The sequence below is a fragment of the Streptomyces sp. 11x1 genome, assembly GCF_032598905.1.
Taxonomy (GTDB): domain Bacteria; phylum Actinomycetota; class Actinomycetes; order Streptomycetales; family Streptomycetaceae; genus Streptomyces.
On the sequence record NZ_CP122458.1, the window covers coordinates 4,204,833 to 4,225,207 of the forward strand.

At 70.9% G+C, this 20,375-nt stretch carries 13 protein-coding genes and 1 riboswitch; of the genes, 2 read left to right on the forward strand and 11 right to left on the reverse strand.

Annotation, left to right across the window (positions count from 1 at the left end):
- Positions 1–99: 99 nt before the first annotated feature.
- The gene (locus P8T65_RS18260; RefSeq protein ID WP_316726359.1) at positions 100–1,461 is read right to left on the reverse strand and encodes a DUF2092 domain-containing protein; all 1,362 of its coding nucleotides are present in this window, start codon (positions 1,459–1,461) and stop codon (positions 100–102) included.
- Between the two features lie 567 nt (positions 1,462–2,028).
- Positions 2,029–3,039: a polyprenyl synthetase family protein gene (locus tag P8T65_RS18265; protein ID WP_184904774.1), complete on the reverse strand. Its 1,011-nt coding sequence runs from the start codon at positions 3,037–3,039 to the stop codon at positions 2,029–2,031.
- A gap of 593 nt (positions 3,040–3,632) precedes the next feature.
- A riboswitch (cyclic di-AMP (ydaO/yuaA leader) is annotated at positions 3,633–3,838 on the forward strand.
- 4 nt (positions 3,839–3,842) lie between these two features.
- On the opposite strand from P8T65_RS18265, the gene P8T65_RS18270 reads away from it, so the two are divergent.
- Positions 3,843–4,595 carry a LysM peptidoglycan-binding domain-containing protein gene (locus tag P8T65_RS18270; RefSeq protein ID WP_316726360.1) on the forward strand — a complete coding sequence of 251 codons (753 nt, stop codon included), beginning with the start codon at positions 3,843–3,845 and terminating at the stop codon, positions 4,593–4,595.
- A 59-nt stretch (positions 4,596–4,654) separates the two neighbouring features.
- Here the strand turns inward: P8T65_RS18270 and P8T65_RS18275 are convergent, their stop codons facing one another.
- The 3 genes from P8T65_RS18275 to P8T65_RS18285 form a co-directional block, all read right to left on the reverse strand.
- Complete coding sequence (locus P8T65_RS18275) at positions 4,655–5,461, reverse strand: HAD family hydrolase (RefSeq protein WP_316726361.1); 807 nt, start codon at positions 5,459–5,461, stop codon at positions 4,655–4,657.
- Between the two features lie 282 nt (positions 5,462–5,743).
- Positions 5,744–6,946, reverse strand: a complete 1,203-nt coding sequence (locus P8T65_RS18280; protein WP_316726363.1) for an NAD(P)-binding domain-containing protein — start codon at positions 6,944–6,946, stop codon at positions 5,744–5,746.
- Positions 6,947–7,046: 100 nt separating this feature from the next.
- A complete protein-coding gene (locus P8T65_RS18285) occupies positions 7,047–8,306 on the reverse strand; it encodes an ATP-grasp domain-containing protein (protein ID WP_316731627.1) in 1,260 nt (419 codons plus the stop codon).
- 210 nt (positions 8,307–8,516) lie between these two features.
- Here P8T65_RS18285 and fahA point away from each other — a divergent pair, with 210 nt between their 5' ends.
- On the forward strand, positions 8,517–9,806 hold the full coding sequence (gene fahA, locus P8T65_RS18290; protein WP_316726364.1) for a fumarylacetoacetase: 1,290 nt from the start codon (positions 8,517–8,519) through the stop codon (positions 9,804–9,806).
- A gap of 82 nt (positions 9,807–9,888) precedes the next feature.
- Here fahA and P8T65_RS18295 read toward each other — a convergent pair whose 3' ends face one another.
- From P8T65_RS18295 to nuoL, 6 genes are all read right to left on the reverse strand, one after another.
- Complete coding sequence (locus P8T65_RS18295) at positions 9,889–11,568, reverse strand: VWA domain-containing protein (RefSeq protein WP_316726365.1); 1,680 nt, start codon at positions 11,566–11,568, stop codon at positions 9,889–9,891.
- Between the two features lie 49 nt (positions 11,569–11,617).
- Positions 11,618–12,808, reverse strand: a complete 1,191-nt coding sequence (locus P8T65_RS18300) for an AAA family ATPase (protein ID WP_316726367.1) — start codon at positions 12,806–12,808, stop codon at positions 11,618–11,620.
- A gap of 39 nt (positions 12,809–12,847) precedes the next feature.
- Complete coding sequence (gene recQ, locus P8T65_RS18305; RefSeq protein ID WP_316726369.1) at positions 12,848–14,989, reverse strand: DNA helicase RecQ; 2,142 nt, start codon at positions 14,987–14,989, stop codon at positions 12,848–12,850.
- Positions 14,990–15,244: 255 nt separating this feature from the next.
- Complete coding sequence (gene nuoN, locus P8T65_RS18310; protein ID WP_316726371.1) at positions 15,245–16,894, reverse strand: NADH-quinone oxidoreductase subunit NuoN; 1,650 nt, start codon at positions 16,892–16,894, stop codon at positions 15,245–15,247.
- On the reverse strand, positions 16,891–18,462 hold the full coding sequence (locus P8T65_RS18315; RefSeq protein WP_316726373.1) for an NADH-quinone oxidoreductase subunit M: 1,572 nt from the start codon (positions 18,460–18,462) through the stop codon (positions 16,891–16,893). Before P8T65_RS18315 ends, nuoN begins: the two co-directional genes overlap by 4 nt.
- A gap of 5 nt (positions 18,463–18,467) precedes the next feature.
- Positions 18,468–20,363: an NADH-quinone oxidoreductase subunit L gene (gene nuoL, locus P8T65_RS18320; protein ID WP_316726374.1), complete on the reverse strand. Its 1,896-nt coding sequence runs from the start codon at positions 20,361–20,363 to the stop codon at positions 18,468–18,470.
- Positions 20,364–20,375 lie beyond the last annotated feature (12 nt).

Sequence of the window (20,375 nt, forward strand, 5' to 3'; positions counted from 1 at the left end):
CAGCCGAACGTCACTCCTGCACCGGACCGGTGCCACCGCTGCACCGCCCCGGCCCACCGAGACGGCTTCACCGCGCCGGCTTCACCGCGCCCGGCGGCTCTACTTCGCCGCGTTCGCCGCCTTCACCAGGGCGTCCTTGGTGACGGCGCCCGCGTACACCTTGCCGTCATCGGTGAAGAGGACGTTGATCAGCCGGGTCTTGAAGACCGTACCCGAGCCGAACTCGCCCTTGACCTGGTCACCGAGGGAGTTCAGGAAGCCGTCGACCCGGGCGTCGCCGGACGACTCGCCGCCGCCCGTCGCCATGCCGGCCTCGGACCCGCCGTCGATCACGGCGATCGTGCTCCAGCCCTTGCCGATCATCTTCAGCCCGTCGAGCCCGCTCGCGAACTCCTCCTCGGAACCCTCGGAGCCCTTGAGCCCCTTGCCGTCCTCGTTCTTGAACTCACCGTGCTTGCCGGGCCCCTCGAACGCGGAGTCGCCGGACCCGGACGCGTGGCTGCCCGACTTCTCGACCTCGTCCGCCTCGGTGACCTTCGCGCCCTTCGGCGGGGTGAAGTCGAACGTCGACACGCTCGGCTTGCCGAAGTCGACCTTCGTGAAGCCCGCGTCCACGACGGCCGCGCCACCGCTCGCCGGGGTGAGCGTGAACTTCAGCGGCAGCCCCGTCTTCTCGTCGACGGCGATGGAGATCGCCCCGACCGTGGAGCCGGACTGCTTCGGCTTGATGACCAGCTTGTACGCGTCCCGCCCGGCGACCTGAGCGGTCCCGTCGACGGCCACGGACGTGGTGTCGTCGACGGCCTTCAGGGCCTCCTCGGCGAGCTGCTGGGGCGTGGCGGGTACGTCCTCGGCGGTGTCCGGGGCGTCCTTGCCGCCCTTGCCCGCGCGGTCCTCGCCCTCGCCCTTCGGGCCGGCGTCGGTCGCGTGGTAGACCTCGTTCGAGGCGCTGTCGTACGCCCACAGGTCGTCGCCGTTGTGGATGACGCTGTACTCGGCCGCCTCGTCCAGCAGCGACAGCTTCTGCTTGTCGGGTCCGTCGGCGGCGATCCGCAACGTGTGGGTGCCGGTTGCGAGTTCGAGCAGCTTGGAGGACGGGTCGGCGGAGGAACCGCCGTCGCCGCCGGGGGCGCCCTGCGACCCCAGGCTGTCCGCCAGGCCGCCCAGGTCGGGCAGGCCCAGATCCGTGGTGATCTTCACCGTGCCGGACACCTGCTGCACGTCGGACGCGGCGATCTTCTCGATGAGTTCCTGCGCGCTGATCTTCGGCAGATCGGGGTCACCGGAGCCGGCGAAGGCCGGGACGAGCCCGATGGTCGCGGCCGCCACGCCCAGCACGGTGACCGGGACGACGTACCGTGCGGCCTTGCGTCGCCGTGCCGAGCGCGCCTCCTCGGCCTCGGCCGCGAGCACGGCCGCGTCGCCGGACCGGGTGCTGTCGTCGGTTTCGTACGGTGCCATGTGTGCCTTACCTCCGTCGTCGGCGGCGGCGTCTGCTCTCAGCCGCCATTCTCACCCGAATCGGTGAGGAGTGGTGATACCCATCTGACCAAATCGGCCAGAGGGAATCGTCAGACTCGGGACTCAACTCCACGTACTGCTACGGGATGACATGGCGGACCGTCAGGGATGACATGACGAGGCGGCACCTCCCCACGACCCGTAGGGGACGCCGCCGACGACCGGCCTCGGACGGAGACGACGAAGCCGGGGCGAGGACGATCGGGCACGGTGATGTCCGGGCACGGTAACGTCCGGGCCGACGACGATCCGGCGCGGTGGCTGTCCGGCGCGGGGGCTTTCCCCGGCCCGGGGGGTGTCCCCGGCGCGGGCGGCTGTCCGGCGCGGGGCCCGTACGGCCAGGACCCGTCCGGCGCGAGGACGATCGGGCGCAAGGACGATCGGCCCAGGGGGTGTCCCCGGCGCGGGCGGCTGTCCGGCGCGGGGCCCGTACGGCGCCGGTGGCTGTCCGCGCAGGACCCCTCCCGCGCCGTGGCTGTCCGGCGCAGGAACCGTCCCGCGCGGTGGCTAGCCGGCGCGGTGCACCACGGCGTCGCACAGCTCCACCAGCGCCGCCTTCGCGTCGCAGTCCGGGAGGGGGGCCAGCACGGCGCGGGCCTCTTCCGCGTAGCGGATCGTGTCGCGGCGGGCCTGCTCCAGCGCGGGGTGGACGCGGAGCCGGGCCAGGGCCTCGGCGTGGCGGGCGTCGTCGGTGAGGTCGGAGTCGAGCAGCTCGCACAGGGCGATGTCGTCCGCCAGCCCCAGCCGGCCCGCCCGCTCGCGCAGCCGCAGCACCGGCATGGTCGGCACGCCCTCACGGAGGTCCGTGCCGGGGGTCTTGCCGGACTCGTGGGAGTCGGAGGCGATGTCGAGGACGTCGTCGGCGAGTTGGAAGGCGACGCCGAGCCGCTCCCCGTACTGGGTGAGGATGTCGACCACGGTCTCGTCGGCCCCGGCCATCAGCGCGCCGAGCCGTCCGGCGACCGCGACCAGCGAGCCGGTCTTGCCGCCGAGCACGTCGAGGTAGTGGTCGATCGGGTCGCGGCCGTCGCGCGGCCCGGCGGTCTCCAGGATCTGCCCGGTGACCAGCCGCTCGAAGGCCTCGGCCTGGATGCGGACGGCGTCGGGGCCGAGGTCGGCGAGGACATGGGAGGCGCGGGCGAAGAGGAAGTCGCCGGTGAGGACGGCGAGGGAGTTGTCCCAGCGGGCGTTGGCGCTCGGCACGCCCCGGCGCACCTCGGCCTCGTCCATCACGTCGTCGTGGTACAGCGTGGCGAGATGGGTCAGCTCGACCACGACCGCCGAGGGCACGACGCCCGGCGCGTAGGGGTCGCCGAACTGCGCCGCGAGCATCACCAGCAGGGGGCGGAACCGTTTGCCGCCCGCGCGCAGCAGGTGCTGGGCGGCCTCCTGAATGAAGGGGACCTCGCTCTTGGTCGCCTCCAGCAGACCCTCCTCGACGGCCGCCATTCCGGCCTGGACATCGGCTTCGAGAGCCTGGTCCCGCGCGCTCAGCCCAAACGGCTCGACGACGGTCACGAGGGTTCTCCTGTCTGCTGACGTCTACTGACGATCACACGGTCGCACGGTCGGTCTGGTTCGCTCTCACGGGCGATGACACAGTTTGTCGATCTGTCGCTGCCATCACCCGAGTCAGCGTATCCGGTCACCTTTCGATCACCACGAGCGCCCACGGGTCGACGCGCGTACGGCACCCGCGCGAGGCCCGCCCCGGGTACCCGCTCCACCGCGGGAGACCCCCACCGGCATGCGGCGACCCCCGCGGACACCCGAAGACCCTCACGGACACCCGAACTCCCTCGGATTCGCCCGCGAACACACAGCCCGACTTGACCGATTTGCCGCATAGCCAGCACTTCACCCCACTCCTCCCGTGAGTTGAGTCACCAGCCCCGCTCGGCGCAACCGTCCACCACCGCGCCGACTTTCCCTTTGCGGTAGGCAAGTTGACCCGGGAACACGCATCGGAAATAGCCGCCGAATCACACCAAACTCAAGGTCAACTAGACCTACCGGCCAAACCGGGACTTGTTCCGATCGTGTGCTCTCGCATACGTTCACACCCCGTCCGGACGGACCGCCGAATCCTGCCGCCGCCCGGACTCCCCACCCATCACCACTCATCCACGCACGGCAGGAGCGGGGGACCCAGGTAAGCGCCGGTCCGGCATTTCCCCCATCGGACCGGCTAGGGGTGAAGCCACGCGCAGTAGGCCCAGCGGACGCGGCACGCACAGCGACCGCCGGGACGGCGCGCGTGGCCGGGCATCTCCAGCCCGAACCCGACAGCTCACCCCGCAGGCGACGGAGAGGAATCCGCCATGCCCGCACGAGGCAAACACCGCCGCCCCAGAAGCAACGCGTTCACCCGTGGCGTGCTCGCCGCCGGAACGGGCGGGGCCGCCCTGGCCCTCCCGCTCACGGTCGCCACGACCGCGAGCGCCGCCACCCCGGCCCAGGCCGTCGGCTCCGTCCAGTCGGCGCCGCAGTCCGCACCGGCCGCAACGCAGCCCAAGTCCGCGACCTACACCGTCGTCTCCGGCGACACACTCTCTTCCATCGCCCGGAAGCACGCCGTCAAGGGCGGCTGGCAGCGGCTCTACAAGGACAACCGCGCCGCCGTCGGCGACAACCCGGCCCTGATCCATCCGGGTCTGAAGCTGAAGGTGAACGGGACGAAGGCCTCCACGGCGAAGAAGGCGTCGACGGCCTCGAAGACCGCCAAGGCCACGCAGGCGTCGGTCAAGACCTACCCGGACAACCTCGACGGCTGGATCCGCGAGTCGCTGGACATCATGGCGCAAAAGGGAATTCCCGGGTCGTACAACGGGATCCACCGCAACATCATGCGCGAGTCGTCGGGCAACCCGCTGGCGATCAACAACTGGGACTCCAACGCGGCCAAGGGCACCCCGTCGAAGGGCCTGCTCCAGGTCATCGACCCGACCTTCGCCGCCTACCACGTGTCCGGCACTCCGTACGACCCGTACGACCCGGTCGCGAACATCACGGCGGCCTGCAACTACGCCGCCGACCGGTACGGCTCGATCGACAACGTGTTCGGTCCGTACTGAGCCCTCACCAGCTCCGCACTCGTTCCCCTGGGCCGGCGGGCCCAGGGGAACGCCCTGTCTCAGCGGAACAGCCTGTCCAGCACCACCGCGATCCCGTCGTCCTCGTTGGAGAGGGTCACCTCGTCGGCGACGGCCTTGAGCTCGGGGTGGGCGTTGGCCATGGCGACGCCGTGCGCGGCCCAGTCGAACATCGGGATGTCGTTGGGCATGTCCCCGAAGGCGATGGTCGCGTCCGGGGTCAGCCCGAGATGGTCGGCGGCCAGCGCGAGCCCCGTCGCCTTGGTGATGCCGCATGGCTGGAGTTCGACGGTGCCGGGCCCCGACATCGTGACCGTCGCCAGCGAGCCGACCGCCATCCGCGCCGCCGAGGCCAACTCGTCGTCCGACAGGTAGGGATGGCGCAGCAGCACCTTGCTGATCGGCTCGCACCACAGGTCGTCCCGGCGCGGCACCCGCAGCGCCGGCAGCGTGGGGTGCGGCATGAGGTAGCCGGGCTCGATCAGGGTGAGGCCGTCGACACCGTCCTGGTCGACGGCCGCGTACACCTGTCCGACCTCCGCCTCGATCTTGCCGAGCGCGGTCTCGGCGAGTTCCCTGTCCAGGGTGACCGACCAGAGCAGCCGGTCCGCGCCGGGGTCGTACAACTGCGCGCCCTGTCCGCACACCGCGAGCCCCCTGCTGCCGAGGTCGTCGAAGAGGGGGCGCACTCTGGGCGCCGGCCGTCCCGTCACCACGAGGTGCTGGGCACCGGCCTCCGTGGCCCGCGCCAGCGCGGCGAGGGACTGGTCGGAGAGCGTGTCGTCACTGCGCAGGAGGGTTCCGTCCAGGTCAGTGGCGATGAGTGAATATGCGGTGGGAGCGGCCATGATCAGAGAATACGGATGCAACGCCCCATCGGTTCGACCCGAACCGGACGACGTACGCCACCCCGACCGGCCGCAACGCCCTGACGCCCCCTGAGGTCAACCCCCTTTGCCCGAACGGGGGTTCAGGGGGATTGGATGGGCACGCGGCCCTTGAGATGGCCGCAGGCCTCGAACGGGGCGCGGGGAACTGCGCGAGAAGCCTCACCAAACCCGCACCCCGCGACGCACCGCCCCCCACCCGAGGTCGTCCCGGAACCCCCACCCGAGCTCACCCCGGAACCCTCACCCGTGAGCCGCCGCCAAATGCCGAGCCAACCGAGGCGAGGCGAACTCGGTCCCGCACACGAACCGCATCACCGGCCCGTACGACGCCGCCGCCGGCAACCCCGTGAAGTACAGCCCCGGGATCGACGACCGGAACCCCGCCCCCAGCACCGGCGTCCCCCGGCTCACCCCCAGCTCCGTACGGAGCTCGTGCCCGAGGAACCCCATCGCCCCGAGGTCAACCCGGTACCCCGTCGCCGCGATGACATGATCCGCGCCCAGCTCCGCCGTACGACCGTCGTGCCCGCGCGCCACGAGGACCGGGCGCCCCTCGATGACGCCGGCCCGCACGACCCGGTCCACCTCCCGCACCTCCACGCGCCCCTCGAACCGGTCCCGCAGCCACCACGCGCCCAGCGGCCCGAGCACCCGCCGGACCAGGTAGTGCCGGCCGGCGGCGGGCAGGTACCGGTAGGGGTGCGGGTAGTAGCTGAGCGCCCACAGCGACCAGGCCCGCCCGAACGGCGACTCGGGGCGCAGCCTCGGCTGCCGCCACGGGGGCGCGCCGAAGGCCACGGCGCCGTGCCCGCGCGCCACCACCTGGACCCGCGCGCCGGCCTCGGCCGCCAGGACCGACGTCTCCAGGGCGGACTGCCCCGCGCCCACGACGATCAGTTCCCGGTCCTTGAACCTGCTCAGGTCGGCGTGCTGGGAGCTGTGCGAGACGGGCCCCGTGGGGGTGGGGCCGTCCACGGCCGCGCCCGCCAGCTCGGTCGGCAGGTGCGCCAGCCCGAACAGCCCGCTCGCCACGACGACGGCCCGCGCGGTGAACGACTCCCCCGAGTCCAGCTTCAGTTCGAAGCCGCCGCTCTCGCTCCGGTCCACCGAGACCACGCGCACCCGTTCCAGGTCGGGCACGAGCCGCTGCTGGAACCACTCGCCGTAGGAGATGAACGTCTCGACGGGGATGATGTCCTCGTCCGTCACCAGCCGCCGGATCCCCGCCGCGTCGCAGTAGTCGGCCAGGGTGTGGCCGTGCTGCGGCGCGTCGATGCTCGACGCGGCCGGCGTGGACTTCAGCAGCATCCCGGCGGGCATGTTGTCCCGCCAGCTCACCATGGGTTCACCGAAGACACGGACGGGAATACCGCGCGCCCGCAGATGCGCGGCGGTGGACAGACCGAACGGGCCGGCACCGATGACTGCTACCGGTTGAATCACGAAGTCCCTCCCCAGGACGCCTCATGCCTACTTCGTGTGGTCACGCACATGCCCACGTGCGCCGACGGCCCAGGGCCCTACGAGCCAGGTCGGACACGGCCTAGGGGCGCACACGGGCGTTGCCGAGGCGGTTGGCCCGCCACAGCTGGTAGAGATGCTTCGCGCCCGGTCGTACGAAGCGCGCGAGCATCGTGAGGAACGGCAGCGGGTCGTCACCCGCGAGCCATGCCAGCTCGGTCCCGCTCGCGCGCGGCGGCGCGTGCGGGGTCGTGTAGCCGCTGCGCCGGTAGGCGAGCAGGGCCGCCAGATCGATGTTCTCCACGATGTACCGGCGCCCGGCGAGCTGTTCCCCCTCCGGGACCGGGCGCCCGGTCAGATCGAGGTGCATGGCGCGGACGACGTCGATCCCGGCCTCGTTCTCGAACAGCCGGAACTGCGCGCCCATCCGCGGGTTGAAGTCCAGCAGCTTGTACCGCCCGTCCCGCCGGTCGAACCGCAGATCGAGGTCGATGACGCCGGAGAACCCGATCTGCTTGATGAACCGGGCGGCGATGTCCGCGAGTTCGGGGTTGTCGACGACGTACGCGTTCGCCGTCATCCCCGCGTGCGGCGGCCACGACCGCACCTTGACCCCGGTGAACATCGCGAGCGGGGTGGAGTCCGCGTCGAAGTAGGCGTGCACGATCCAGTCCTCGGCGTCCTCCCGGGGCAGGTACTCCTGGAGGATCACCCCGGGCCGGTCGCCCCAGTCGCGGGCCAGCCGCAGCAGACACTCCCGGTCGGCGATGCGGGTCGTCCCGTTGACCGCGGGCTGCCTGCGCCGCTCGAACGCCTCCCGGTTCTTGGCCACCACGGGGAAGCGGGCCCGCTGCGCGAAGCGCTCCACGTCCTCGTACGACTGCGGGAACGAGCTCGCGGGGCTGGCGATGCCGTGCTCCACGCAGAGTTCGTGCAACCCCTGTTTGCTGGCGAGGCGGCGCGGGAGCCCGGCGTCGACGCGGGGGAAGAGGAAGCGGGTCGCGAGCTCCTCCTGGTGCTCGGCGATGAGCACGGCGGCTTCCTCGTCGGTGGGGACGAGCACGGTGGGCCGCCCTATTCGCCGGCCGATGCGCAGCAGCCCGTCGACCAGCCACCCGGGCTCCTCCGTCCCGGTGGTCGGCCACACGAAAGCGCGTCGCAGATGGCGTGAGACGGCGGCCGGTGTGTACCGGTCCTCCGTGATCGCGTACATCGGCACCCCGAGCCGGCCCAGGCTGCGGATGGCTCCGACACCGCCGTGGTGCAGCGGATAGTCGCCGAGCTTCACGACGAGTCCCGGAACGTCTCGGTCCGCCTGTACCGGCGCACCCCAAGTGCCCATGGCCACGGGTCCCCCCACGTGTCCCCCCTACCGGACCCGGACCCACCCCGTCCGTGTCCCCCAGAGGACGCTAAGCCGGAACCTTTCCTTCCGACCCTCCCCTATCAGGACATTGCGAACTCTTTAGACACTCCCCGATCTTGGCACCGCCCCGTAACGTGATCCGCGACCAGAGGTACGACGGAACGCACGAGAGCGAGGCAGCACCCGATGCCCCCCTTCGATGTCCCCGACGCGGTCCCCGAGGGTCACCCGTTCGACGTCCCCGAGGGTCACCCCTTCGGTCCGCACAACCTTCCCTACGGCGTCTTCTCCCTCGGCACGTCCGACGCCCCCTCGGCCTACGCCGGGACCGCCGGCACCCGTACCGTCGGTGTCCGGCTCGGCGACCACGTCCTCGACGCCGCCGCGGCGGCGCACTCCCTCGGCTCCCCGTACGCCGCGCTGCTGGCGCACCCCACGCTGAACCCCCTGCTGGCGGCGGGGCGCACGGCCTGGTCGGACCTGCGCCGGGCGCTCACGGCGTGGCTGACGGTGCCCTCGCACCGCGAGACGATCGCGCCGCACTTCCACGCGCTGTCCTCGGTGACACTGCACCTGCCGTTCGAGGTGGCCGACTACGTCGACTTCTACGCCTCCGAGAACCACGCCCGGAACGTGGGGCGGATCTTCCGTCCCGACGCGCCCGACCCGCTGACGCCCAACTGGAAGCACCTGCCCATCGGTTACCACGGCCGGTCCGGCACGGTCGTCGTGTCCGGCACAGAGGTGGTGCGGCCGGCCGGACAGCGCAAGGCGCCGACCGATCCGGCGCCGGTGTTCGGACCGTCGGTGCGGCTGGACATCGAGGCGGAGGTCGGCTTCGTGGTGGGGTCGCCCTCGGAGCGGGGTCGGCCGGTGGGGCTGGGGGACTTCCGCGACCACGTCTTCGGGATGTGCCTCCTCAACGACTGGTCGGCACGCGACCTCCAGGCCTGGGAGTACGTGCCGCTCGGGCCGTTCCTGGGTAAGTCGTTCGCCACGTCGGTCTCGGCCTGGATCACGCCGCTGGAGGCGCTGGAGGAGGCGCGGGTGGCGCCGCCGGAGCGCACGCACCCGCTGCTGCCCTACCTGGACGACGCCGCGCCGGACATCGATCCCGGCGGGTACGACCTGCGGATCAGCGTCGCGATCAACGGACATGTCGTCTCGGAGCCGCCCTTCGCCACGATGTACTGGACGGCCGCGCAGCAGCTGGCCCACATGACGGTGAACGGCGCCTCGCTGCGCACGGGCGACCTGTACGGCTCCGGCACGGTCAGCGGGGCCGACCCCGGCCAGCGGGGCTCGCTGCTGGAACTCACCTGGAACGGACGCGATCCGCTCGACCTCCCGACCGGCAGGCGCACGTTCCTGGAGGACGGCGACGAGGTGACCCTCACGGCGTGGGCCCCGGGCCCGAACGGCACGAAGGTGGGGCTGGGCGAGGTCAGGGGGAGGGTGGTGGCAGCCCGGGAGTAGACGGGTCGTCCCCGCCACCGGTCGACAGATCCCGCACCCGCGTGGCCGGTCGTGCTGGCGATGCGGTTCTGCCCGCCGCGACTCAGATCACGCGGAACAGGTCCGCCGCGGCGTGGACGTCCGTGAGGTCCTCAATGGAACGGAGGTTGTCGCACAGGGCGTCCAGGACCGAGTCGGAGCCGGCGACCCGTGGGGCGCCTATCGCCACGCCGAAGACACGGAAGCCCAGGAAATGCTTGGCCTCGTTCCAGGAACGCATCCACTCCGGGGTGACACCGCAGTCGTCGTCGGTGAGCATCACGATGTCCCCGCGGGCGCGGCCCGCGTCGTCGAACTCCTCCCTCAGCAGCTCACCCGCGGCCGACAGCGGAGTCTGGTAGCTGGTGCCGCCACCCAGGAAGGTCTCCGCGAAATCGATGACCCGGGCCGTGTCCGCGGGCTGGTCCCCGGGGAAGCGGAAGACCTGGATCTTGTCGGCGGCGGAGAACAGGATGCCGACGAAGTCCCGCCCCGCGTGCCGGGCCTGGTCCAGCAGGGCCAGGGCACAGGCCTTGGCCCACGCCTCCCGGGTGACACCGCCGGGCCCCGCCTCGTACATGGAGTGCGAGGTGTCGACGCACGCGATGACGGCCCCCTTGCCGGTCGCCTGCTCCCCCTGGCTGTCGTAGAGCATCAGCTCCCCGGCGGTGTACCGCGCGGCGAACACCGCACGCAGCTCGGGCAGTCCGAGGTTGGCCAGCTCGGAGGGGATGACCCGGGACAGGTCGTCGCCGAGAGTGACGCCGACCAGTTCGCCGACGGCGTTCTCCACCTTGCGGGCGCGCTCGCCGTCGGCCATCTGCCGGAAACGGCCGATCAGTTCGGCCCACTCCGCGAGGCGGCCGGTCCGCAGCCGTTCGGCGAGTCGGGCCCGCTCGTCGAACCGCATCCGCTCCAGCTCCCCGGAGCCGACACCCCACGCCCGCATCAGCGCGGCCTCCTGCCGCACGGTCTCGGCGGCCCGCGCCACCGCGTTCCGTGCGGCCGTACGGATACCGGGCGCCGCCGTCGCGACGGCCCGCTCGGCGTCCAGTGCGGCCTGCCGAGCCGTGGCTTCGGCGTTCTCGGCGCCCTCGATCGCCCGCCGTACGGCGTCGGCGGCCGGAGCACGCACGGTGCCGTCCTCCTCGGCCACGCCCGCCGCCCGCCGGAGTTCCTCGCCCACGGCGGTCGCCGCGGCCTCGGCCGCCGCCCGGGCCCTGCTCGCCTGCTCGGCCCGCTCCCGGGCGTCCCAGGTGTGGTCCAGCATCCGACGCAACGCCTCGGCCTGGGCGAGGACGGCCATGGCTGCGGCGTAGGGATCCCCGGCCGTCTCCCGGTGCAGTTCGGTGAACTCCGGTGACTCCACCAGCGAGGTGATCACCTGGTGGTTGACCAGCCGGGCGGGCACCATCTCCGCACGCTCACGCAGCTTCGGCCGGACTTTGTACGCGGCCAGGAACACATCACTGAGGAGGTCGGAGACGCCTTCACGGTCGGCGGTCCGGTCCTGCTCGGCGGTCCGGTCGTAGTCGACGGTGTGGCCGTGGTTCCCGCCGTCGTGCCAGTTCAGCTCCGCGGCCAGTTCGCGCAGACCGGCCGACTGCTCGTAGGTGTCATGCCAGGCGATCCGGTCGAACCGGTCCCCGACCACGGCGCCCGTGTACCGCTCGGCCCCGGCGGCCGACAGCCCCACCCACTCCCCGGCCCGGCCCGCCAACTCGTCCAGCCTGCTCGATGCCACGTCCGTATCCACATCCACATCCACGGTTGTCCCCCTCCTCTCCCTGATGTCAGAGCCTCGCCTGCACCGTGCTCGCGTCCACGCCGAGGGCCTCGGTGAGGACGCGGGCGCGGACGGCCCGCTGGCGGCCGGTGACACGGTCGATGACGGTGGTGGAGCGGCCGGCGCTCATCGCCTCTTCGCGCAGTTGCTCCAGCCGCTTCCCCGCCGTGGCCAGCTTGTTGTGGGCCTTCTTGATGACCCATTCGCTCAGTGCCTCGCGGGACTGCCCTGCCATGGCGTCGAGTTGGGCCTCCAGTTCGTCCATGGCGTCGGCCAGGTCGAGCGCCTCCCTGGCGTCGGGGTTGACCAGGTGCAGCACCTCGCGCTCGACGGTGGGGCGTTCGGCCGGGGAGTCCCACAGCACATGGGTCAGGATCGACAGGTCCATCTCGGCGACCGCCGGGCGGCCGTCGAGGTACGCGGACGCCTGGAGCAGGCCCACCGCCTGCCGCCAACGGCGGTCGGAGGCGATGAGTTCCCGGCGCCGCAGTGCGGCTCGCAGGGTGCACACCGCGTCCACGATGCCGTCGGGCACCTCCACGGCCGGGACATCCTCGGTGACGGCCTGCCGCAGCGCGGTCAGCTCGACGGTGGTCCGTGTCGGTGGCTTCGGGCGGCGGACTGCGGAGCGGACCAGCGCGGCGAAGTTCGAGGGGTCTTCCAGATAGCGGACCTCGATCCGCACCAGCAGCCGGTCGTAGATCGCTGCGGAGTCCTCTCCCGTGGGCAGTTCGTTGCTGGCCGTGATGGCCCCGATCAGGGGGCAGCGGATCGGCTCGCCGCCGTTCTCGGGGTGGTAGATCCGCTCGTTGAGATAGCCCAGGGTCTCGTTGAGCGCGGCCGTGGAGCATTTGAAGATCTCGTCGATGAAGGCGACATGCGCGGTCGTCGCGCGGCCTTCGTACACCTGGCGGTACTCGCCCCGGGTCAGCGCGGCGACGTCGATGGGGCCGAACATCCTGGTCGGCGCGGTGAACTTCGACAGCAGGATCTCCCAGTACGCCGCCCCGTCGAACCTGGCGGTGAGTTCCCTGGCCATCTCGGACTTCGCCGTGCCGGGCGGCCCGAGCAGCAGCGAGTGCTGCCCGGCCAGCAGGGTCACCACGAGCGTGCGCACCACGTCGGCCCGCTCGTAGAAGCGGTCCGCCAGCTCCCCGGTGATCGTCCGCAGCCTCTGTGCCGTGTCCTGCGCCTCCATGGTCCGGCCCCCTCCCCTCACCGCCGGGTCGCGTGTCCCCTACGCCCAGTCGTCGAACTCGGGCTCCGGCTCATCGTCCGGCCAGTCGAAGACGTCCGCCTCCGTGGAGGCGCCGCGCGCCGTGCCCCGCGCCCCGCCGGAGGCGACGGCCGACGCCCCGTCCGCGGCCCCTGCCCCACTTCCGCTCGTGCCTCCGGACCCAGCCGCGCCCCCGCTCCCAGCCCCGGCCATGGCCCCTGCCCCGGCTGTGGTTCCGGTTCCGGCGCCGTCCAGCGAGGCCAGCACCCCCAACACGCCCTCCCCGTACGTCGCCAGCTTCTTCTCGCCGATTCCGCTGATCGTGCCGAGTTCGGCGACGGACCCGGGCGCGGTGGCCGCGATCTCGCGGAGGGTGGCGTCGTGGAAGATGACGTAGGCGGGGACGCCCTGTTCACGGGCCTGTTCGGCGCGCCAGGCGCGGAGGGCCTCGAAGACGGGGATCAGGTCGTCCGACAGCTCGACGGCCGCCGCCTTGGCCTTGCGCTCGCCCCGGCCGGAGCCTGAGCCACCTGAACCGCCGCCCGACGCCGCCCGCGAGGTCACCGGCTTCTTCGGTTCCTTGCGCAGCGGCACGTCCCGCTCGCGCCGCAGCACCGCTCCGCTCTCCTCGGTGAGCACGAGCGTGCCGTACTCGCCCTCGACCGCGAGGAGCCCCTGGGCGAGCAACTGCCGTACGACGCCCCGCCATTCGCCCTCGGCCAATTCCTCGCCGATGCCGAAGACGGAGAGCTGGTCGTGGTCGAACTGGATGACCTTCGCGGTCCGCCGCCCCAGCAGGATGTCGACGATCTGCACGGCGCCGAACTTCTGCCCCCGCTCGCGCTGGAGCCGCACCACCGTGGAGAGCACCTTCTGCGCGGCGACGGTGCCGTCCCAGGTCTCCGGCGGTACAAGGCAGGTGTCACAGTTGCCGCAGCCCGCGGCCTGGGGTTCCTGGCCGAAATACTGCAGGAGCTGGCCTCGCCGGCACTGCGCGGTCTCGCAGAGCGCCAGCGTGGCGTCGAGGTGACTGGCGGCCCGGCGGCGGAACGCCTCGTCGCCCTCGCTGCCCTGGATCATCTTGCGCTGCTGTATGACGTCGTTGAGGCCGTACGCCATCCAGGCCGTGGACGGCAGTCCGTCACGGCCGGCGCGGCCGGTCTCCTGGTAGTAGCCCTCGACGGACTTCGGCAGGTCCAGGTGGGCGACGAACCGTACGTCGGGTTTGTCGATGCCCATGCCGAAGGCGATCGTGGCGACGACCACGAGCCCTTCCTCACGCAGGAACCTCGACTGGTGTGCCGCGCGGGTGCCCGCGTCGAGGCCCGCGTGGTACGGCACCGCCTCCACGCCGTTCTTGCTGAGGAACTCGGCGGTCCGCTCGACGGAGTTGCGGGAGAGGCAGTAGACGATGCCGGCGTCGCCCGGGTGTTCCTGGCGCAGGAAGGACAGGAGCTGCTTCTTCGGGTCGGCCTTGGGCACGATGCGGTACTGGATGTTGGGCCGGTCGAAGCTGGCCTCGAAGTGCCTGGCCCGGGGCATGTCCAGCCGCTCGGTGATCTCGCGGTGCGTGGCGCGGGTGGCGGTGGCGGTGAGCGCGATGCGCGGCACGTCGGGCCAGCGCCGGCCCAGGAGGGAGAGGGAGAGGTAGTCGGGCCGGAAGTCGTGGCCCCACTGGGAGACGCAGTGTGCCTCGTCGATCGCGAAGACGGAGATCTTGCCGCGGCCGAGCAGATCGAGGGTGGCGTCGAGCCGCAGGCGCTCCGGCGCGAGGTAGAGGAGATCCAGCTCGCCCGCGAGGAACTCGGCCTCGACCACGCGCCGCTCGTCGAAGTCCTGGGTGGAGTTGATGAACCCGGCGCGCACGCCGAGGGCCCGCAGGGCGTCCACCTGGTCCTGCATGAGCGCGATCAGCGGGGAGACCACGATGCCCGTGCCGGGCCTGACCAGGGACGGGATCTGGTAGCACAGGGACTTTCCGCCGCCGGTCGGCATGAGGACGACGGCGTCGCCGCCCGCGACCACGTGCTCGATGATCGCTTCCTGCTCGCCCCGGAAGGCGTCGTATCCGAAGACCCGGTGGAGCACGGCCAGCGCCTCGCTGTCCGTCCCGGTCGTCCTGTCCTCGTCCGCCATCACACTCGTCCCGCCCGTCCCGATCATGGCCCGTCCCCCGCGCCCTTGCGTCCTGTGCCGTCCGTGCTTCCTCCAGCCCTTGCCACCATAGGCGCCCGCACCGACAGCCTCAGAGTTATCCACAGGCTCCACCCGTGCGGGCCGTATCCGACCGCGCCACCGCTCGCTCATACGTACGACAGCGACGGGCCCGGTCCCCGTGGAGGAGACCAGGCCCGTCGTACGAGCCGTGGCCGAGCGCGTCCATGCCGTGACGGAGCGCGCCCAGCCGGGGGCGGAGCCTCAGCGCACGAACACTCCCGCCTGCCCCGCCAGGTCCAGGAAGTACTGCGGTGCGACGCCGAGCACCAGGGTGACGGCGACGCCGACCGCGATCGCGGTCATGGTCAGCGGCGACGGCACGGCGACCGTCGGCCCCTCGGGGCGGGGCTCGCTGAAGAACATGAGCACGATGACGCGGATGTAGAAGAACGCGGCGATGGCCGAGGAGATCACACCGACCACGACGATCGCGCCCGCGCCGCCTTCGGCCGCCGCCTTGAACACGGCGAACTTGCCCGCGAACCCGGAGGTCAGCGGAATGCCCGCGAAGGCCAGCAGGAAGACCGCGAACACGGCCGCCACCAGCGGTGACCTGCGGCCGAGCCCGGCCCACTTGGACAGGTGCGTGGCCTCGCCGCCCGCGTCGCGCACCAGCGTCACCACGGCGAACGCGCCGATGGTCACGAAGGAGTAGGCGCCCAGATAGAACAGCACGGACGAGACGCCGTCGGGCGAGGCCGCGATGACACCGGCGAGGATGAAGCCGGCGTGCGCGATCGACGAATAGGCGAGCAGGCGCTTGATGTCGGTCTGGGTGATGGCCACGATCGCGCCGGCCAGCATGGTGACGATGGCGACGGCCCACATGACCGGCCGCCAGTCCCAGCGCAGGCCGGGCAGGACGACGTACAGCAGTCGCAGCAGCGCGCCGAAGGCGGCCACCTTGGTCGCGGCGGCCATGAAGCCGGTGACCGGGGTGGGGGCGCCCTGGTAGACGTCCGGGGTCCACATGTGGAACGGCACCGCGCCGACCTTGAACAGCAGGCCCATGACGAGCATCGCGGCACCGATGAGCAGCAGCGCGTCGTTGCCCATGGTGCCGGCGAGGGCGGGGTTGATGTCGCCGATGGTGCCGTCGACGACCTGGGCGATCGTCGCGTACTTCACCGAGCCCGCGTAGCCGTAGAGCAGGGCGATGCCGAAGAGGGTGAAGGCGGAGGCGAAGGCGCCGAGGAGGAAGTACTTGACCGCGGCCTCCTGGGACATGAGCCGCTTGCGGCGGGCCACGGCGCACAGCAGGTAGAGCGGGAGGGAGAAGACCTCCAGGGCGATGAAGAGGGTCAGCAGGTCGTTGGCCGCCGGGAAGATCAGCATGCCGCCGATCGCGAAGAGCAGCAGCGGGAAGACCTCGGTGGTGGTGAACCCGGCCTTGACGGCGGCCTTCTCGCTGTCGCTGCCGGGCACGGAGGCGGCCTGTGCGGCGAAGGAGTCGACCTTGTTGCCGTGGGTCTCGGGGTCGAGGCGGCGTTCGGCGAAGGTGAAGACGCCGAGGATGCCGGCGAGGAGGATCGTGCCCTGGAGGAACAGGGCCGGTCCGTCCACGGCGATGGCGCCCATGGCCGCGATGCCGGCCTTCGTGGTGCCGTATCCACCCGCCGCGAGGGCGACGACCGCGGCGAAGGAGGCCGTGAGGGCGACCACGGAGACGAACACCTGCACGTAGTAGCGGGACTTGCGTGGCACGAAGGCCTCGATCAGGATCCCGATGATCGCCGCGCCGATGACGATCAGGGTGGGCGACAGTTGCCCGTATTCGATCTTCGGCGCGTCGATCTTGGTGATCGGGTCGGCCGCGGTTGTCCACAGGCTGTGGACGGCTGATGCGCTCACTTGGCCGCCTCCACCTCGGGCTGGGGGTCCTTCTTCTGGACGTCGGACATGGTGTGCTCGACCGCCGGGTTGACGATGTCGGTGAGGGGCTTCGGGAAGACACCCAGGAAGATCAGCAGCGCCACCAGCGGGGCGACGACCACGAGCTCGCGCACCCTCAGGTCGGGCATCCCCTCGACCTCGGCCTTCACCGGGCCCGTCATCGTCCGCTGGTAGAGGACGAGGGTGTAGAGCGCGGCGAGGACGATGCCGACGGTGGCGATGATCCCGACCACCGGGTAGCGCGCGAACGTGCCGACCAGGACGAGGAACTCACTGACGAACGGGGCGAGTCCGGGCAGCGACAGCGTCGCGAGACCGCCGATCAGGAAGGTACCGGCGAGCACCGGCGCGACCTTCTGCACCCCGCCGTAGTCGGCGATGAGCCGGGAGCCGCGCCGGGAGATCAGGAATCCGGCGACCAGCATCAGGGCGGCGGTCGAGATGCCGTGGTTGACCATGTAGAGCGTCGCGCCGGACTGACCCTGGCTGGTCATCGCGAAGATGCCGAGGATGATGAAGCCGAAGTGCGAGATCGACGCGTACGCCACCAGCCGCTTGATGTCGCGCTGGCCGACGGCGAGCAGCGCCCCGTAGATGATGCTGATCAGCGCGAGGACGAGGATCGCGGGCGTCGCCCAGGTGCTGGCCTCGGGGAAGAGTCCGAGGCAGAAGCGGAGCATCGCGAAGGTGCCGACCTTGTCGACGACGGCCGTGATGAGGACGGCGACCGGGGCGGTGGACTCCTGCATGGCATTGGGCAGCCAGGTGTGCAGCGGCCACAGCGGCGCCTTCACCGCGAACGCGAAAAAGAAGCCGAGGAACAGCCACCGTTCGGTGGTGGTCGCCATCTCCAGCGTGCCGTTGGCACGGGCCTCGGCGATCTCCGGGAGCGAGAAGTTCCCGGCGACCACATACAGGCCGATGACCGCGGCCAGCATGATCAGACCGCCGACCAGGTTGTAGAGGAGGAACTTCACGGCGGCGTACGAGCGTTGCGTGGCCGCCGTCTCCTCTCCGTGCTCGTGGGCACGGTCCCCGAAGCCGCCGATGAGGAAGTACATCGGGATGAGCATGGCTTCGAAGAAGATGTAGAAGAGGAAGACGTCGGTGGCCTCGAAGGAGATGATCACCATCGCCTCGACGGCCAGGATCAGGGCGAAGAAGCCCTGGGTCGGCCGCCACCGCTTGCTGCCGGTCTCCAGCGGGTCGGCGTCGTGCCAGCCCGCGAGGATGATGAACGGGATCAGCAGGGCGGTGAGCCCGATCAGCGCCACCGCGATGCCGTCGACGCCCAGTTCGTAGCGCACCCCGAAGTCCGCGATCCAGGCGTGGGACTCGGTGAGCTGGTACCGGTCGCCGCCGGGGTCGAAGCGGACCGCGACGATCGCGGCGAGCACCAGCGTGCCCAGCGAGACGATCAGCGCCAGCAGTTTCGCGGCGTTGCGCCGCTGGGCCGGGACGGCGGCCGTGGCGATCGCCCCGAGGGCCGGGAGCGCCGCCGTCGCTGTCAGCAGAGGAAAGGACATCGGTATCAGACCGCCCTCATCAGCAGGGTCGCGGCGATGAGGATCGCAGCGCCGCCGAACATCGAGACCGCGTACGACCGGGCATAGCCGTTCTGGATCCGGCGCAGCCGCCCGGAGAGGCCGCCCATCGAGGCCGCCGTGCCGTTGACGACGCCGTCGACCAGGGTGTGGTCGACGTAGACGAGGGAGCGCGTGAGGTGCTCTCCGCCGCGGACGAGGACGACGTGGTTGAAGTCGTCCTGGAGAAGGTCGCGCCGGGCGGCCCGGGTGAGCAGCGATCCGCGCGGGGCGACGACGGGGACGGGCTTGCGCCCGTACTGGAGCCAGGCGAGGCCGACACCGATGACCATCACGGCGACCGTGGAGATCGTCACCGTCAGGGCGCTGATCGGCGGGTGGCCGTGCTTGTGGCCGGTGACGGGCTCCAGCCAGTGGATGAACCGGTCGCCGATGCTGAAGTAGGCACCGCCGAAGACCGATCCGACGGCCAGGACGATCATGGGGATCGTCATGACCCTGGGCGACTCGTGCGGGTGCGGTTCGTGGCCGTGCTCGTCGGGCTGCCAGCGCTTCTCGCCGAAGAACGTCATCAGCATCACGCGCGTCATGTAGAAGGCGGTGATGGCCGCGCCCAGCAGGGCCACGCCGCCGAGGATCCAGCCCTCGGTGCCGCCCTTGGCGAAGGCCGCCTCGATGATCTTGTCCTTGGAGAAGAAGCCGGACAGACCGGGGAAGCCGATGATGGCGAGGTAGCCGAGGCCGAAGGTGACGAAGGTGACCGGCATGTACTTCCTGAGGCCGCCGTACTTGCGCATGTCGACCTCGTCGTTCATGCCGTGCATGACCGAACCGGCGCCGAGGAAGAGACCGGCCTTGAAGAAGCCGTGTGTCACCAGGTGCATGATCGCGAAGACGTAGCCGATGGGGCCGAGGCCCGCGGCCAGCACCATGTACCCGATCTGCGACATCGTCGAGCCGGCGAGGGCCTTCTTGATGTCGTCCTTCGCGCAACCGACGATCGCACCGAAGAGGAGCGTGACCGCACCCACGACGGTGGTGACGAGCTGTGCGTCCGGGGCGGCGTTGAAGATGTTCGCGGAGCGGACGATCAGGTAGACACCGGCGGTGACCATGGTCGCGGCGTGGATGAGGGCGGAGACCGGGGTCGGGCCCTCCATCGCGTCCCCGAGCCAGGACTGCAGCGGCACCTGGGCGGACTTGCCGCACGCGGCGAGCAGCAGCATGAGGGCGATCGCGGTGAGCGTGCCCTCGCTGCTCTCGCCGACGGAGCCCAGGACCGGCCCGAAGGCGAAGGTCCCGAAGGTGGTGAACATCAGCATGATGGCGATGGACAGCCCGACGTCGCCGACGCGGTTGACCAGGAAGGCCTTCTTCGCGGCGGTGGCGGCGCTGGGCTTGTGCTGCCAGAAGCCGATCAGCAGGTAGGAGGCGAGGCCGACGCCCTCCCAGCCGACGTACAGCAGCAGGTAGTTGTCGGCGAGGACCAGCAGCAGCATCGCCGCGAGGAACAGGTTCAGATAGCCGAAGAAGCGGCGTCGGCGCTCGTCATGCTCCATGTACCCGATGGAGTAGACGTGGATGAGCGAGCCGACTCCGGTGATCAGCAGCACGAACGTCATCGACAGCTGGTCGAGCTGGAAGGCGACGTCGGCCTGGAAGCCCTCGACGGGGATCCAGCTGAACAGGTGCTGACCGATCTCACGGTGTTCGGCGTCCTTGCCGAGCATGTCGGCGAAGAGGACCACACCGACGACGAAGGAGGCGGCGGCGAGGGCCGTGCCGATCCAGTGGCCGACGGCGTCGAGGCGCCGGCCGCCGCACAGCAGGACGGCGGCTCCGAGCAGGGGCGCCGCGACCAGCAGCGCAATCAGGTTCTCCACGATTCTTCCGAC

What these genes read in the sequence shown, in the direction of transcription:
- P8T65_RS18260 (WP_316726359.1), bottom strand. Translation starts at nt 1,461, where the DNA reads ATGGCACCGTACGAAACCGACGACAGCACCCGGTCCGGCGACGCGGCC.
- P8T65_RS18270 (WP_316726360.1), top strand. Translation starts at nt 3,843, where the DNA reads ATGCCCGCACGAGGCAAACACCGCCGCCCCAGAAGCAACGCGTTCACC.
- P8T65_RS18275 (WP_316726361.1), bottom strand. Translation starts at nt 5,461, where the DNA reads ATGGCCGCTCCCACCGCATATTCACTCATCGCCACTGACCTGGACGGA.
- P8T65_RS18285 (WP_316731627.1), bottom strand. Translation starts at nt 8,306, where the DNA reads ATGGGCACTTGGGGTGCGCCGGTACAGGCGGACCGAGACGTTCCGGGA.
- fahA (WP_316726364.1), top strand. Translation starts at nt 8,517, where the DNA reads ATGCCCCCCTTCGATGTCCCCGACGCGGTCCCCGAGGGTCACCCGTTC.
- P8T65_RS18300 (WP_316726367.1), bottom strand. Translation starts at nt 12,808, where the DNA reads ATGGAGGCGCAGGACACGGCACAGAGGCTGCGGACGATCACCGGGGAG.
- recQ (WP_316726369.1), bottom strand. Translation starts at nt 14,989, where the DNA reads ATGATCGGGACGGGCGGGACGAGTGTGATGGCGGACGAGGACAGGACG.
- P8T65_RS18315 (WP_316726373.1), bottom strand. Translation starts at nt 18,462, where the DNA reads ATGTCCTTTCCTCTGCTGACAGCGACGGCGGCGCTCCCGGCCCTCGGG.